Raw genomic sequence first — 14,718 nt, 5'->3', positions numbered from 1 at the left:
GCTGGTGGTCTGGGTGTTGTTGATGACCGAGTTGGGGGCGTAGCCCTTCTTCAGCCAGTCGCTCCACAGGGACAGCGCCGAGACGGCCTGGGAGGAGCCGAGGTCGGTGAGGTCGGCGCCCGAGCCCCAGAACCACGGCAGGAACTGGAAGCTGCCCTCCTCCGTGCCGATCGCGGAGAAGGTGATGCCCTTCTTGCCGGCCTTCTTCACCTTCTCCAGCGCCGCGGTCAGCGACGTCCAGTCCTTGACCGAGCCGATGTCCACGCCCGCGGCCTTGAGGACGTCCTTGTTGTAGTAGAGGGCGAGGGTGTTGGCGCCTATGGGGGTGCCGTACGTCTTCCCGCCCGTCCGACCGGCCGCGAGCAGGTTCGGGTCCACCTTCGAGGTGTCCACCTTGTTCTCGTCGGTCGTGGTCAGCGCGCCGGCTTCGGCGAGCGTCGACACGACCGGGTTGTCGACGATGAGCACGTCCGGGGCGTTGTCCTGCTGGGCGGCCAGCAGCGCCTTGTTCGTCAGGTCGCTGGTGTCGAAGGCCGTCCGCTTGACCTTGACTCCCGCCTTGCCGCCGCAGCCGTCCAGCAGCTTCGCCCACGCCGAGTCCTTGGCGAACTGCGGGTAGGGGTCCCAGATGGTGTAGGTGCCGCTGTCCGCCGCCCCGGAGGTCGTGGTGCCGTCGCCGGAGGAGCATGCGGTGACACCTACGGTGAGGGCGACGACGGTCATGGCGGTGGCGGTGAGACGGCGTCTGGTGGGTCTCTTCATGGGTGTTCCTTCAGCAGGGTCCGGTCTTGCCTTGCGTTTTCGGGCACAGGCATGCCAAGCACCAGGACGGCGGGGACGGAGCGTCCCGGCGGGGAGGGCCGCTGCCCCGGGCGGGGGCAGCCGGTCAGGCGTTCAGGTCGGGGTCCGCGACCATGGGCGCGGGCGTGCCCACGGGTCCGGTGCTGGCACGCAGCGAGATCGGCGGAGTGAGCAACTGGTGACGCGGCGGCGTCTGAGGCTGATCGAGCCGCTCGACGAGCAGTTCGACGGCCAGCCGTCCCAGCTCCGCCGCCGGCACATCGGCCGCCGTGAGCTGCGGGGTCACCGTCTCGGCCCACCGGGCCGCGACGACACCGGTGACGGAGAAGTCGCGCGGGACATGGCGACCCGCGTGGGCCAGGCCCCGGTACAGGCCCCCCAGGGCGGCCTCGTTCAGGGTGACGAGGGCCGTGGTGGCGGGATCGTCGTGCAGGATCCGCTCCAGGCAGGCCTGCCCCGAGGGAGCGTCGTCCCCGCAGGTGTACGTGCGGACGGTGAGACCGCGCTCGGCGGCGGCCTTGGTGAAGCCGTCGAGTCCCCGGTGCGCGGACTCGTACCCGGCACGCAGCAGCCGCTCGGGGCGGTTGACGAAGGCGATCCTGCGGTGGCCCAGGTCCGCGAGGTGGTGGACACAGGCCGCGGTCAGCGCGGTGTGGTCGAGGCCGACCCACCAGTCGTTCTCGGGCTGCGCGGTGCGGCCGATGCAGACGGAGGGGAAGCCTTCCGCGAGGAGGTGTTCGACCCGGTCGTCCTGCAGCCTGATCTCCATGAGGATCGCGCCGTCGACGCGCCGCTCCCCCAGCAGCCGCTGGAACGACCGGTCGCTGTCGACGCCGCTCGGGGAGAGCAGCACGTCGTAGTCGTACGCGGCCGCGGCCTCCACCACGCTGCCGATGAAGTCGAGTTGCATCCCGGTGTAGTGGTCACCGGCGGGCGGGAAGACCAGGCCGATGGTGCTGGTCCGGCCGTTGGCCAGGGCCCGGGCGCTCGCATTGGGCCGATATCCCAGGTCGTCGATGACCCGCTGGATCTTCTCGCGGGTCTCCTCCGACACCGGGCGCTTGCCGCTCAGCGCGTAGGACACGGTGCTCCGTGAGACACCGGCCCGTTGGGCGATCTCACCGATGTTCACGGGCACTCCTTCATCGAGTTCGTTCGACGTCATCGAACCGGTTCGCGTGAAGGGAAAGTAGGAGCTGGCCGCGCGGGTGTCAATGCCTTGCGCGCAACGCCCAGGCATCTCCGAAACCGGCACGGACCGGTAAGGAGAGACGCGCGCGGAGTATTGCTGGCGCGGTTCGCCGGTGCTAACTTCCGGCGAACCGGTTCGACAGGCCCCGTTCGGTTCACCGTGGGCACAGTTCTCCCAGCGACGCGAACCGGAGGCCTCTGGCCCTTGTCGAACCGGTTCGACATCGTTCTTGATCTCGATTCCCCTCGACCTGGCTCCCCCACCGACACTACGGAGACCTCAGTGCGACGCAGGAGAAGAACCACAGGAGCAGGTGCCGCCGCGGTGGCGGTGGCCGTCCTGGCCACCGCACTCGCCACCACCGGCGGCACGGCGGACGCCGCGGAGCCGGAACGGCTCGTCGTGGATCTCGGCACCGACACCGGCGCCTTCCACGGCGGCGCCTCCGGCTCGCTGTACGGCGTCTACGGCGACGGCGTGCCGAGCCGCAACCTCCTGGAGGGCATGCACGTCCGCACCGTGTCGACGAAGGCGCAGGACGGACCCCAGCACCCGGGCGCGGACGCCCTGGAGGTCCTGCCGCCGTTCGTGGACTCGGGCGGCAAGGACGTCTACATCTACATGACCGACATCTACCGCGGCTTCCCCTATCAGTGGCCCGGCGCCGACGGCCCGGCCCGGCTCGCGGACTTCAAGGAGAAGATCACCAAGCAGGTCCGGCAGGTCCTGACCATGGGCGAGTACAGGGACCACGTCGTCTACGTGCCCTTCAACGAGCCCGAGGGGAACATGTTCGGCACCGGCGAGTGGAGCTACAACAAGGTCTCCTGGCTGAACGACCCGCAGTACTACTTCACGGCCTGGAAGGAGGTCTACCGCCTCATCAAGAGCCTCGACCCGGGCGCCCGTATCGCCGGCCCCAACACCAGCGTCCTCTACGACCAGGTCAAGGGTTTCCTGCGGTACGCCAAGGCCAACGACGTCGTCCCCGACGTGATGACCTGGCACGAGCTGTCCAGTCCCGCCGCCGTCCGCACCAACGTGGCGAAGTACCGGCAGATGGAGAAGGACGTCGGCGTCGGCCCGTTGCCCGTCAACGTCAACGAGTACGGCCACAACTACCATCTGTCGGTGCCCGGCCAGGTCGTCCAGTGGGTCTCCGCCATCGAGGAGTCCAAGATCGACGCCGACCTGGCGTACTGGAACATCGACGGCAATCTCAACGACTCGGCCGTCGAGGCCAACAAGGGCAACGGGCAGTGGTGGCTGTTCAACGCCTATGGTCAGATGACCGGCCACACCGTGCAGGTGACGGCTCCGCACCCCAACCAGCAGTACACCCTCCAGGGCGTGGCCACCCTCGACAGGGGCAAGAGGCAGTCCCGGGCGCTCTTCGGCGGCAAGAGCGGCGACGCCGACATCGTCTTCGAGAACGTCGACCCCGGCCTGTTCGGCACGACCGTGCGCGCCACCGTCCAGGAGATCCCGTGGACCGGGCAGGTCGGCGACTCGGCCCAGCCGCTGCGGCTCGCGGACCAGGAGGTCAGGGTCGGCGCGGACGGCACCGTGACCCTCCCCATGACCGGCATGAACGAGATGTCCGCCTACCAGGTCATCCTCTCCCCCGGCGGCAAGGGCGGGAAGCCGGCCGAGCCCTCGGTGAGCTGGCGGAAGTCGTACGAGGCGGAGAACGCCTCCTACACCGGCGGCGGCTACTCGAAGAACGGCCCCGAGGGATCACCTTCCCAGGTCGGCAAGTTCGCGACCTCCGGCATGTACAACGTCGGCGGCCTGCGCTCGGGGTCCGACGGAGTGCTCGCCTTCGACGTGGAGGTCCCGCAGGACGGCACGTACGACCTGAGTGTCTTCGCCAACTCCTACAACCTGTACGACCTGGTGAAGGAGCAGGGCCCCACCAACGTCTTCCTGCGCGTCGACGGCAAGGACCCGCAGGAGCTGCGGCTGCCGCTCGGCTACAAGTGGGTGGTCTGGGGACACACCGACACCTCGGTGAGACTCACGGCCGGAAAGCACCGCGTCACGCTCGCCGCGCAGGACCCCGACCTCGGGGTCACGAAGGGCGACGCCATCATCGACAAGATCGACCTGAAGCTGCGCGACCGGCGCGTGACCGCGCCCGCGATCTACGAGGCGGAGTACGCGACGCTCTCCCAAACCGCGCCGCGCTACGGTGGTGACTCGGGGGCGGGTGCGGTTCCGCTGCCGGAGGGGGCCACCGCGACCTTCTGGGTCTACTCCCCCACCGACGGCGAATCGACCGTCTCCGTGGACCACTTGGGCGACGGCAAGGCGGGCCTGGCTCTCAACGGCGAGCGGCTCGACGTGCCGAAGGCCGGTGGCGCCAAGGCGGGCACGGACACCGTCCGGCTGTTCCTGTCCGGCGGCATCAACAAGGTCACCGTCACCGGCGCCTCGGGCGCGCTGCTGCTCGACCGCCTGCGCGTCACGCCGTCCAGCGGCACCCTCGTGCCGACGGTCTACCAGGCCGAAAACGGCTCGGTCAGCGGCGCCGCCAAGGTGACCGACGCCTACTCCTTCGCCTCCGGCGGGAAGGCGGTGACCGGTGTCGGCAACGGGAAGGGCAACGCCCTCACCCTCGACGTCGTCGCGGAGCGCTCCGGCGCTCACGCGCTGACGATCCGCTACTCCAACGCCGAACAGGCGCCCGCCACCCACTACAACCCCGACCCGATCGCCCGCCACGCCGACCTGTCCGTGAACGGCGGACCGGCGCGCCGGGTGCTGTTCCCGACCACCTTCCACTTCAACAACTTCTGGGACCTGACCGTCCCGGTGACCCTGAAGGAGGGCACCAACCGGCTCACGTTCACCGCGGAGGAGCTGCCCGACTTCGACGGCGACACGTACAACCAGTACGACCAGCGGTCCCCGTACGCGCCGGTCATCGACCGGGTCGCGATCACGCCGCTCGCCCACAAGTAGCGCTCGGCATCGCATCCCAAGGGTGGCCGGTGATCCGCCGGCCATCCGGCCATCCGGTCGGCCCGGTCGGCCCGGTCAGCCCGGTCAGCCCGGTCAGCCCGGTGACGAACGTTCCCCGGGCGTCCGGCGTCATAGCGGTAGCCGTCTTCGAAGGGACCGCCGCCATGACCGCCGTTTCTCTCACCGCCCGTGCCGTGTCCGGTGCCGCGCTGATCGGAGGAGTGATCTGCGCGGCCGCCGCCTGCGGCAGTGGCACCCCGCAGAGCGCGCAGCCGCAGGTCCGCGCCCCCTGGCAGGAGCCCGCCTCGTACAGCTACACGCTCCAGTCCAGCGAAGGGGAGCGGAGCCTGCTCGGCACGTTCCGGATCTCGGTCCGTGACGGCGCCGTCGTCGAGTCGGTGGGCCTCGACGGCATGGGCCGACGCGCGGTCGAGAGCGCCCCCGACGCGGTGCCCACCATCGGTGAGCTCGTCGAGGAGTTGGAGCAGGCCCGCCGGGACGACGCGGACACGGCCGACGCGGAGTACGCCCCCGACGGGCACCCGGTGCGCATCACCCTGGACTGGGAGAGGAACGCGGTCGACGACGAGGCGCGTTACGTCATCAGTGCCTACGAGCGGACAGCGGGCTAGGGAACGCTGGGCGCCCGTCATGGAGCACGGTCGCGCACCGATGATCGCCACCTTGGGCGTGGCGTTACCGGTCGGCCGGACGGTCCGCCGTGACCAGCCACGAAGTGCTGCGCAGCCGGACCGTGCCGTCGGCCGCCTCGTGAGCGCGCAGATGGTCCGTCAGGGCCTGGCGGGCGCGGGTCCGTGCGGTCGGGCCGGCCTGCTCCAGCAGGTGGCGACCGGGACCCGTCCCCAGCAAGAACTCGGCCGCGTCCTCGGCTCCGTGTCCCCATGTCCCGTACGCCTGCGCCTGGTTGATGGCGATGCCGGTGAATCCAGCAGTGGTCAGGACGTCGTGGATGCGGTCCGGGGCGGACAGGGAGAACATGCCGGGCAGCCCCGGCCGGCCGAAGTCGCCGACCGGCAGGAAGTCGCGCAGTGATGCGACCGCCGCCACCCACGCGTTGAGCGTGGCGTCGGCCGGGCAGACGAACGCCAGGCGCCCGCCGGGTCGCAGCGCCCGGCCGACGTTGGCGAAGGCCGCCACGGGGTCGGCGTAGAACATCACCCCGTAGCGGCTGATCGCCGCGTCGAAGACGCCCGCGTCGAAGGGGTGCGTCTGCGCGTCGCCCTGCGTGAAGGAGACATTGGCGATGCCCTCCCGGTGCGCGCGGGCCCGGGCCTCGGCGAGCATCGGGCCGGACAGGTCGAGGCCGAGCGCGCTCCCTCGGGGTGCCCTGAGCGCGGCGAGGCGCGTGGTCTGCCCGGCGCCGCAGCCGAGGTCGAGGGTCCGGTGGTCCCCTGTGATTCCGGCGGCGTCGAGGAGCGGCTCGTCGAAGCCCTCGTTCACTGCGTTCCAGCGGTCCTGGTTGCGGGCCCAGTGGGCGCCTTCGGGGCCGTTCCAGGCCTGTTCCTGCTCGGTGTTGACGATGTCCCGCACGGGTGCCTCCTCGGATGAGCGACGGAGAATGGGCATGCGCCCAAACAGTATGGGCACATGCCCAAACTGGCAATGCCCGCTACCATCCGAGGCGTTGCCGTGCCCCTTTGGGGCAGCCGGGACGGAACGGAGGAGAGAGGCCCATGTCACCGCGCGGAGTAGCGACGCCGGACGTGCGCGAGCGGCTGTTCGCGGCCGCCGAGCGCGTCGTGAGCAGGGACGGGCCCGGCGCGCTCACCAGCCGGTCCGTCACCACCGAGGCGGGGTGCTCCAAGGGGCTGCTGCACGCGCACTTCGCGGGGCTCGACGAGTTCGTGGCCGAGCTGTGCCTCGACCGGTTCGCGCGAACGGCGGCGAAGGCAGGGGAGCTGCGGGGGCTCGCCGGGCAGGGAACGGTGGCAGGGAACCTCGACGCCATCGCCCTCGCACTGCTCGACTCCGGCGGCCCCGCCATCTCGGGCCTCGCCCTGACCCGCCCCGCCGCCACCCTGCGCATCCGGGAAGCCCTGGAAGGCGGAGCGCCCGGCTTCACGGCGATACAGGAGGCCATCACCGGATATCTGGAGGCCGAGCGGGGGCTCGGCCGGGTACCGGAGAGGGTCGATCCAGGCACGGTGGCCCTCGCCGTCGTCGGCACCGCCCACCACCTCCTGATGACCAGCTGGCCGGGCACACCTGACCCGCAGCCCTCCATGTCGCGCCTGGTCGCCGCGCTGGTGGGGGGCTAGAGCCTGCCTGAGGAGCCAAGGGAGTCGTCACTCACCCTCGACGTGCTCGCCGAGGGTGAGTGAGGCGGGACCGGCCGGGCATGCGGTTGTTCGGGCTCGTCCAGGAGCCCCGGACGATTTGTCTCCATGGTCCCAATGGGAGGTTTGGCATGGTGGTCGACGGCAGACCGGCGCCCCTTGCTCACGGCGCCGCGCCGGACGAAGCAGCGCGCAAGCAGCGTTTGCGCCGTCGTCTGGAGCGGCTGCTCGGCGTGGCCGCCACCGAAGGCAACGACCTGCTGCCGCTGCGCAACGGTGACGAGATCTTTCCGGCCATGCTCGGGGCGATCCGTTCGGCCCGGCACACCATCGACATGATGACGTTCGTGTACTGGCGCGGACAGATCGCCCACGACTTCGCCGCCGCCCTGGCCGACCGCGCCCGCGCGGGAGTGCGGGTACGGCTGCTGCTGGACGGCTTTGGCGCCAAGGAGATCGAACAGCGGCTGCTGGAGCTCATGAGCGACGCCGGTGTGCAGGTGGCGTGGTTCCGCAAGCCCATGTGGCTGTCGCCGTTCAAGCAGAATCACCGCTGTCACCGCAAGGCACTCGTCGTCGACGAGCACACCGCCTTCACCGGCGGCGTCGGCATCGCGGAGGAATGGTGCGGCGACGCCCGCAACCCCGCCGAGTGGCGGGACACCCATGTCCAGGTCCGCGGTCCGGCCGTGGACGGCATCGCGGCCGCCTTCGCGCAGAACTGGGCGGAGTGCCACGACGAACTCTTCGACGACCGTGACCGTTTCATCGAGCACCCGCAGGCCGGCTCGTCGGTGGTGCAGGTCGTGCGCGGGTCCGCGAGCATCGGCTGGCAGGACATGCAGACCCTCATCCGGGTCCTGCTCACCTCAGCCGAGGAACGCTTCCGGCTGGCCACCGCCTACTTCGCCCCGGACGCGTACTTCGTCGACCTGCTGTGCGAGACCGCTCGTCGCGGTGTACGCGTCGAGATCCTGCTGCCCGGCCCCCACACCGACCAGCGTGCCTGCCAGCTCGCCGGTCAGCACCACTACACGCGTCTGCTGCGGGCCGGTGTGCACATCCGGCAGTACCAGCCGAGCATGATGCACGCCAAGATCATCACCGTGGACTCGGTCGCCGCCCTCATCGGGTCGACCAATTTCAACCGCCGGTCCATGGACCACGACGAGGAGATCATGCTCGTCGCCCTGGACGAGGAGTTCACCGCCTCGCTCGACCGCGACTACGACGCGGACCTGAAGCGCAGCGTGGAGATCGACCTCACCCGGTGGAGACGAAGAGCGGTGCCGCAGCGCGTGAAGGAGGCCGCGGTCGCTCCGATCCGGCGTTTCCTGTAGCTCCACCGCGGCAACTCGGGTCGTGGGATCCGGCCCGGGCAGCCGGGCGGAACAGAGGTGTCCGATGACGACTGTCGGAGTGGAAGAGGAGTATCTGCTGCTCGACCCGGTCACGGGTCTGCCGGTGCCGCAGGCGGACAAGGTCCGTACCGCGGCGGGCCTGGGGCGTCTCGTGGCCGATCAGGAGGTGCAGTACGAGTTGCTCCAGGCGCAGGTCGAGGTGGCCACCCCGGTGTGCGCGACCCTGGAGGAGATCGGCGGGCATCTGCTGCGACTGCGGCACGCGATCGGAATGGCGGCCGAGGAGCACGGCTGCCGGATCGCGGCCTGCGGGACACCACCGCTGCGTCACGGCCACCCCATGGCCGTCACCGACCAGGCCCGGTACCGGGCGATGGTGACGCAGGCGCCGCAGCTGGTGGCGGAGCAGCTGGTCAACGGCACGCACGTGCACGTCGCCGTGCCGGACCGTGAGGCCGGGGTGCAGGTGCTGAACCGTGTCCGGGCCTGGCTGCCGACCCTGACGGCCATGTCGGCGAACTCCCCTCTGTGGGACGGCGGCGACACCGGGTTCGCGAGCTGGCGCACGGTGGTCTTCGGCCGCTGGCCGGTCAGCGGCATGCCGCCGTACTTCCACGACGCCGCCGACTACGACCTGCGCGTACAGCGGCTGCTGGACGCCGGTCTGATCTCGGACACCGGTCAGCTGTACTGGCAGGCCCGACTCTCGCCCCGCTACCCCACCGTCGAGGTGCGGTGCTTCGACGTCCAGCTCAGCGCCGACGAGGCGGTCATGCTGGCCGCGGTCACCCGGGCTCTCGTGGAGACCGCCCTGGCGGAGACCGCCGCCGGGGCGCGCGCACCCGACTTCACTCCGGAGCTGCTGCAGGCCGCCATGTGGCACGCCGCCCGTCACGGCCTCGGGGACACCCTGGTCGGCCCCGGTGGTGCGACGCACCGGGCCGGTGACGTGCTGTACGAGTTGCTCCGGCACGTCTCGCCCGCGCTCGACGCCTCCGGCGACAGCCGCCAGGTGACGTCCCTGATCCACCGGCTCCTCCGGAACGGGACCGGGGCGGACCGGCAACGCGCCGCCCTCGCGCGCGGCGGCCTCCGGGCGGTGACCGACCTGGTCAGCGGCCAGGGCACCGGGACGTGACGCACCGGACGGCCGGCTCGTGGCCGGATCGCCGGATTACCACCGGGCAGGGTGGGAACGCGGGGCGCTGTCCGAACCCGAGCAAGGCCGGTGGCGCGATGACCGAGTACGAACGTTCACGCACGATGCCCGCACAGCCCGAGCACGTGTTCGACCAGGCGGCGAACGTCGGGCAGATGGACGGCTGGCTGCCGGAGGCCCTGCACGTGGAGGCCCGTGAGCTGCCCGCGGTGACGGTGCACGAGGACCGCACCGACGAGGACACCTCCGCCCTGCTGCGCGCGCAACGCGACCAGATGCGCCTCGAATGGGGCACCCGTGACCAGGGCACTTACACGGGGTGGCTGCAGGTCGCCGGCATCGGTGCCGGGGCCAGTGAGGTGACCGTGCACCTGTCGTTCTTCGACGACGGTCATGACCCGGGCGAGACGACGGTGCGCGACGCACTGGACAGCAGCCTTCGGCGCCTGGAGGAGCAGGTGCGGCTGCGTGTCGAGCACACGGCCGGCTGACCCGGCGGACCGCGGCACTCCATGGCACGCGTCAGGCGGTACGCCGTCGCCGCGTCCGGGCAGTGGACCCACGAGGAGGAGGGTCGGCGCCGGCTGCCCTCCGGTGAGGTGCACGCCTGGGAGCGGGGTCTGAACCAGACCGTCTGCGGGCTGTCGCTCAGCCACTGAGGCCTGGTCCGTTTCCCCCACGTCGGATGGCCGGACACCTTCCCGGAGTCCGGCGGCGCGGCGGACCGGGTACGGCGCCAGTGCCCGCGCTGCGCCTCGGTCGCCGGTCGCCGCGGTCCTGACGCACTCCCACGGTGGCGCCGCGTGAACCCGCGCCCCTGAACGGCCGGCCGGGACGACCGGGACACGCCGTCGCATGGCGTGCCCCCAGGGTGGGACAGGGAGCGTCTTGATCGCGTACGAAGTGCGGGGTCGGCGAGCAGGACCCGCCCCGATGCGGATGGTGGGCGGGTCCTGCTCGTGCGGGGCATTGTCGGGATCAGTCCCCGGCGTGGCCATGAGTGTGATCCACCGATGTGTGCGCGGCGCGCACACCCCGTGCGTTTGGCGCGCCTCCCGCACACCCCGCGCCGCCTCCCGGCACCGCCCGGCACAGCGGGGCGCCACGCCGGGTGCGACCCCGGGTCATCCCCGTGGGCCTGCGGCGACGATACTGGCAGGCGGACCTGCCCCCGCTCCCAGATGGACCCATGCCGACCTCCCCCACCGTTCGCCCCATGACTCCCACACGGTGTGGCTGGCTCGCGGCCGCCATGCCCGAGGCGCCGCGGAAGACGTGCTCCGGCGCTCGCTGGAGCAGCGCAAGCGCAGTCGGGCCATCGACGACTTCCTGGAGTTGCCCGAGGACCAGACCGCGCCGGCGGAGCGGGTGTTCGAGGCCCGCTGGCGGGTGGACGAGACGGTGACCGTGCGGTCCCGGCTGAGCCTGCGGCCCGGTGCGGCCGACGGGCAGGAGTGGGTCCTGGTCGCCGAGGCCGAGCAGCCGTGGCGCGACGAGTGGCCCTCCCCCGCCGCCCTGTTCTGGCCGGAGGACCCGGACGCCGCCTGGGACCGGCACGCCACCGCTGAGCTGTGGCTGCGGGAGATCAACCCGATCCCCCAGGACGACAAGGAGACCCGGCGCCTGCTCAGGAACGCGGTGCGCGGCGGGTGGCACATCCATGTCGTCGTCCATGAGGCGATGACCACGGACGAGCGCGGCCGGAGGCCGGTGACGCGGTGGCTGCCGCCGGGCCTGCGGCACCGTGTGGTGGAGCACCGCGCCGCACCGCAGCAGCTGCGGGGACTCAACTGGGCGCTGCGGGACTCCGGCGTCCAGGTGCCGCGCGGCGGTGCCGTGGTGCTGCCCGGCAGCCCCGCCCCGGACGGCTACGAGGCGGCGGACTTCTCCGTCCGCGCGGTCTTCCTCGACGGTACGGAGCCGGTCGACCTCGTCGACGCGGTGACACGGTTCGCCGCGCTGCCGAGGCCCCTGCCCGACGGCGCCGAGGACGCCCTCACCGCGCTGCGGGAGGACTGGCACCTGCTGACCCTCCAGGAGGAGCTGGACCGGCAGCGCGGTCTGGTGGCCATGTACGCCGAGGCGCTCGAGGCCATGACGAAGTCCCGTGACCTGTACCGGGAGGCGGCCGAGCGGGCCCACGAGGCCCTGACCGCCTACCAGGAGACCGCCGGAGCGGCTCCCGCGGTGCAGCAGCCCGCCGACGCTCCCGTCGCATCGCCGCTGCAGCAGCTCACACGGACGTTCGAGCGCCTCAAGGGCAGGGCCCCGCGGCCGGCGGGCCCCTCCGGGGAGCGGGAATAGCCGCCGGGACGAGGGACGGGCGCCTTCCTGCCGGGGCGCACGTGTCAGTCGTGGCCTTCTGGATACGCGGTCCGTACGGCAGTACGGCCCGCCCGGGAAGGTCCGCCACGACATGGGCAAAGCACAGCACCACTCGGAGACGACGCTCCGCGTCAACGGAAAGCCCCACACGCTCACCGTCGACCACCGGCGGGTCCTGCTGGACCTCCTGCGGGAGGGATCTGGACCTGACGGGCGCCAAGAAGGGCTGCGACCACGGTCAGTGCGGTGCCTGCACGGTCCTGGTGGACGGGCGGCGCGTCAACAGCTGTCTGCTGTTCGCGGTCGCCCTGGACGGCTGCGAGGTCACCACCGTCGAGGGACTCTCCGGCGACGGAGAGCAACCGCATCGGCTGCAACAGGCCTTTCTGGAGCGCGACGCGTTCCAGTGCGGCTACTGCACGCCGGGCCAGATCTGTTCCGCGGCCGGCATGCTCGCCGAGGCGGCCGCCGGTCACCCCTCGCACGTCACCGACCCTGCGGCGCCCTCGGGTGAGCCGGTGCCGCTGGACCGGGGGGAGATCCGGGAGCGGCTGAGCGGCAACCTGTGCCGGTGCGGCGCGTATCCGCGGATCGCCGAGGCGGTCGAGGACGTGATCCGGTGAAGGAGTTCGCCTACGTCCGCGCCGGGAGCGTCGAGGAGGCGACCTCCGCGTACGCCTCCCACGCCGGCGCGCGCTATCTCGGTGGCGGCACCAACCTCGTCGATCTGATGAAGCTCGGCGTGGAACGGCCTGCCGCCCTCATCGACGTCACCCGACTCCCGCTGGACACCGTGGACGAGTTGCCGGACGGGGCACTGCGGATCGGGGCGATGGTCCGCAACAGCGACCTCGCGGCCCACCCGGTGGTGCGCGACCGGTACCCGGCGCTGTCCCAGGCACTGCTGGCGGGCGCGTCCGGGCAGTTGCGCAACGCCGCGACGACCGGCGGCAACCTGCTCCAGCGCACCCGGTGCCCGTACTTCCAGGACCTCTCGAAGCCGTGCAACAAGCGCGAGCCGGGCAGCGGCTGCGGTGCGCGGGACGGCGTCCACCGCGACCACGCGGTGCTCGGGCACTCCGCACACTGCATCGCCACCCATCCCTCGGACATGGCGGTGGCACTGGCGGCACTGGACGGGCGTGTCGAGCTCCACGGGCCCGAGGGCGCCCGGAGTGTCGCGGCGGCGGAGTTCCACCGGCTGCCCGGGGACCGGCCCGAGCAGGACACCGAGATCCGTCCCGGGGAGCTGGTCACGGGCGTGGTGCTGCCGGCCGCCACGGCCGGGCTTGCGTCGGCGTACCGCAAGGCCCGCGACCGGGCCTCCTACGCCTTCGCGCTCGCGTCCGTCGCGGTGGTGCTGCGGGTCTCGGACGGTGTGGTCGACCATGTGGGGCTGGCGTTCGGGGCCCTGGCGCACCGGCCCTGGCGGGCCCGGCGCGCGGAGGAGGCGCTGGTGGGCGCGGCTCCCACGGTCGCCGCGTTCGAGCACGCCGCCGACCTCGAACTGTCCGCCGCACAGCCGCTGCGGGACAACGCCTACAAGGTGCCGCTGGCCCGCGGTCTGGCCGTGGACGTGCTGTCCCGGCTCGCGGACGGGGCGCCTGCGAGGAGGACTCCATGACCGGCAGCGTGGGCGCTCCCGCCGAGCGCCTGGAGGGGCGGGAGAAGGTCGGCGGCGCCGCCCGCTATGCCGCCGAGTACCGCTTCCCCGGCCGTGCCCAGGCCTGGCCCGTGCCGGCGGCCGTCGCCCGGGGCCGCGTGACCGGCGTCGACACGGCGGACGCTCTGGCCGTGCCCGGTGTCCTCGCCGTCCTGACCCACGAGAACGCCCCTCGCCTCGCGGAGGCGGACGATCCCACGCTCGCCGTGCTCCAGAGTCCCCGGGTGCCGCACCGCGGCTGGTTCGTGGCCCTGGTGGTGGCCGAGACCCTGGAGGCGGCCCGGGCCGGCGCGGCCGCCGTCCGCGTCACGTACGCCACCGAAGAGCACGACGTGGCCCTGTCCGCCTCGCACCCGGGTCTCTACGTCCCCGAGGAGGTCAACGGCGGGTACCCCGCCGTCCGCGGGCAGGGCGATCCCGAGGAGGCGTTCGGCTCCTCGGCCGCCCGGGTCGACGTGGCCTACCGGGTGCCACCGCTGCACAACCACCCCATGGAGCCGCACACCAGCACCGCCCGCTGGGACGACGACCGGCTCACCGTGCACACCTCCTGCCAGGGCACCGGTGTCGTACGGGCCGTGCTCGCCGCGTTGTTCGGGACACCCAAGGAGCGGATCGTCGTCACCTCCGAGCACGTCGGCGGCGGATTCGGATCCAAGGGCACACCACGGCCCGACGTCGTGCTCGCCGCGATGGCGGCACGGCAGACCGGGCGGGCGGTCACGGTGGCACTGCCCCGACGCTTCCTGCCCACCGTCGTCGGGCACCGCGCCCCGACGCTGCAGCGGGTGCGGCTCGGTGCCGGCGCGGACGGGCGGCTGACGTCGCTCATCCACGAGGCCACCACGTACACCTCCCGCATCAAGGAGTTCGTGGAGCAGGCGGCGGTGCCCGCACGGGTGATGTACGCCGCGCCCCACAGCCGTACGGAGCACCGGGTCACGGCACTGGACGTG

The 14,718-nt window shown here is 71.8% G+C and carries 12 protein-coding genes and 2 pseudogenes; 11 read left to right on the top strand and 3 right to left on the bottom strand.

Going from position 1 to position 14,718, the window contains the following annotated elements; all coding sequences use genetic code 11:
* Both SSQG_RS36585 and SSQG_RS36580 read right to left on the bottom strand, forming a co-directional pair.
* A partial coding sequence (locus tag SSQG_RS36585) for a sugar ABC transporter substrate-binding protein (protein ID WP_003995039.1) occupies nucleotides 1-762 on the bottom strand: 762 nt, incomplete at its 3' end.
* 124 nt (nucleotides 763-886) lie between these two features.
* Nucleotides 887-1,933: a LacI family DNA-binding transcriptional regulator gene (locus SSQG_RS36580; RefSeq protein WP_003995038.1), complete on the bottom strand. Its 1,047-nt coding sequence runs from the start codon at nucleotides 1,931-1,933 to the stop codon at nucleotides 887-889.
* 390 nt (nucleotides 1,934-2,323) lie between these two features.
* Between SSQG_RS36580 and SSQG_RS36575 the strand changes: the two genes are divergently transcribed.
* Both SSQG_RS36575 and SSQG_RS36570 read left to right on the top strand, forming a co-directional pair.
* Complete coding sequence (locus SSQG_RS36575; protein ID WP_052310501.1) at nucleotides 2,324-4,957, top strand: cellulosome protein; 2,634 nt, start codon at nucleotides 2,324-2,326, stop codon at nucleotides 4,955-4,957.
* 164 nt (nucleotides 4,958-5,121) lie between these two features.
* Nucleotides 5,122-5,589 (top strand): DUF6174 domain-containing protein, encoded by a 468-nt coding sequence (locus SSQG_RS36570; RefSeq protein WP_039935752.1) that lies wholly within the window; start codon nucleotides 5,122-5,124, stop codon nucleotides 5,587-5,589.
* Between the two features lie 64 nt (nucleotides 5,590-5,653).
* Here SSQG_RS36570 and SSQG_RS36565 read toward each other — a convergent pair whose 3' ends face one another.
* Entirely contained in the window at nucleotides 5,654-6,508 is an 855-nt protein-coding gene (locus SSQG_RS36565; protein ID WP_003995035.1) for a class I SAM-dependent methyltransferase, read from the bottom strand.
* A 143-nt stretch (nucleotides 6,509-6,651) separates the two neighbouring features.
* On the opposite strand from SSQG_RS36565, the gene SSQG_RS36560 reads away from it, so the two are divergent.
* The 9 genes and pseudogenes from SSQG_RS36560 to SSQG_RS36520 form a co-directional block, all read left to right on the top strand.
* Entirely contained in the window at nucleotides 6,652-7,236 is a 585-nt protein-coding gene (locus SSQG_RS36560) for a TetR/AcrR family transcriptional regulator (RefSeq protein WP_003995034.1), read from the top strand.
* 149 nt (nucleotides 7,237-7,385) lie between these two features.
* Nucleotides 7,386-8,594 (top strand): phospholipase D-like domain-containing protein, encoded by a 1,209-nt coding sequence (locus tag SSQG_RS36555; RefSeq protein ID WP_003995033.1) that lies wholly within the window; start codon nucleotides 7,386-7,388, stop codon nucleotides 8,592-8,594.
* 64 nt (nucleotides 8,595-8,658) lie between these two features.
* On the top strand, nucleotides 8,659-9,753 hold the full coding sequence (locus SSQG_RS36550) for a carboxylate-amine ligase (RefSeq protein ID WP_003995032.1): 1,095 nt from the start codon (nucleotides 8,659-8,661) through the stop codon (nucleotides 9,751-9,753).
* 98 nt (nucleotides 9,754-9,851) lie between these two features.
* Nucleotides 9,852-10,265: an SRPBCC family protein gene (locus tag SSQG_RS36545; RefSeq protein WP_003995031.1), complete on the top strand. Its 414-nt coding sequence runs from the start codon at nucleotides 9,852-9,854 to the stop codon at nucleotides 10,263-10,265.
* Nucleotides 10,266-10,286: 21 nt separating this feature from the next.
* A pseudogene (locus SSQG_RS36540) lies at nucleotides 10,287-10,595 on the top strand (hypothetical protein).
* 454 nt (nucleotides 10,596-11,049) lie between these two features.
* Entirely contained in the window at nucleotides 11,050-12,078 is a 1,029-nt protein-coding gene (locus SSQG_RS36535; protein ID WP_338117301.1) for a hypothetical protein, read from the top strand.
* A 112-nt stretch (nucleotides 12,079-12,190) separates the two neighbouring features.
* Nucleotides 12,191-12,722, top strand: a pseudogene (locus SSQG_RS36530) ((2Fe-2S)-binding protein).
* The gene (locus SSQG_RS36525) at nucleotides 12,719-13,723 is read left to right on the top strand and encodes an FAD binding domain-containing protein (RefSeq protein WP_003995027.1); all 1,005 of its coding nucleotides are present in this window, start codon (nucleotides 12,719-12,721) and stop codon (nucleotides 13,721-13,723) included. The pseudogene SSQG_RS36530 and the gene SSQG_RS36525 overlap by 4 nt, the downstream one beginning before the upstream one ends.
* The coding region (locus SSQG_RS36520) for a xanthine dehydrogenase family protein molybdopterin-binding subunit (protein ID WP_003995026.1) at nucleotides 13,720-14,718 on the top strand (999 nt) is incomplete at its 3' end. The genes SSQG_RS36525 and SSQG_RS36520, both read left to right, overlap by 4 nt.

This window comes from Streptomyces viridochromogenes DSM 40736, assembly GCF_000158955.1.
Classification (GTDB): Bacteria; Actinomycetota; Actinomycetes; order Streptomycetales; family Streptomycetaceae; genus Streptomyces; species Streptomyces venetus.
This window is presented reverse-complemented; position numbering and strand designations above follow the sequence as displayed.

Excerpts from the sequence above, each read along its gene's own strand:
- SSQG_RS36570 (WP_039935752.1), top strand. The coding sequence starts at position 5,122 with ATGACCGCCGTTTCTCTCACCGCCCGTGCCGTGTCCGGTGCCGCGCTG.
- SSQG_RS36560 (WP_003995034.1), top strand. The coding sequence starts at position 6,652 with ATGTCACCGCGCGGAGTAGCGACGCCGGACGTGCGCGAGCGGCTGTTC.
- SSQG_RS36555 (WP_003995033.1), top strand. The coding sequence starts at position 7,386 with ATGGTGGTCGACGGCAGACCGGCGCCCCTTGCTCACGGCGCCGCGCCG.
- SSQG_RS36550 (WP_003995032.1), top strand. The coding sequence starts at position 8,659 with ATGACGACTGTCGGAGTGGAAGAGGAGTATCTGCTGCTCGACCCGGTC.
- SSQG_RS36545 (WP_003995031.1), top strand. The coding sequence starts at position 9,852 with ATGACCGAGTACGAACGTTCACGCACGATGCCCGCACAGCCCGAGCAC.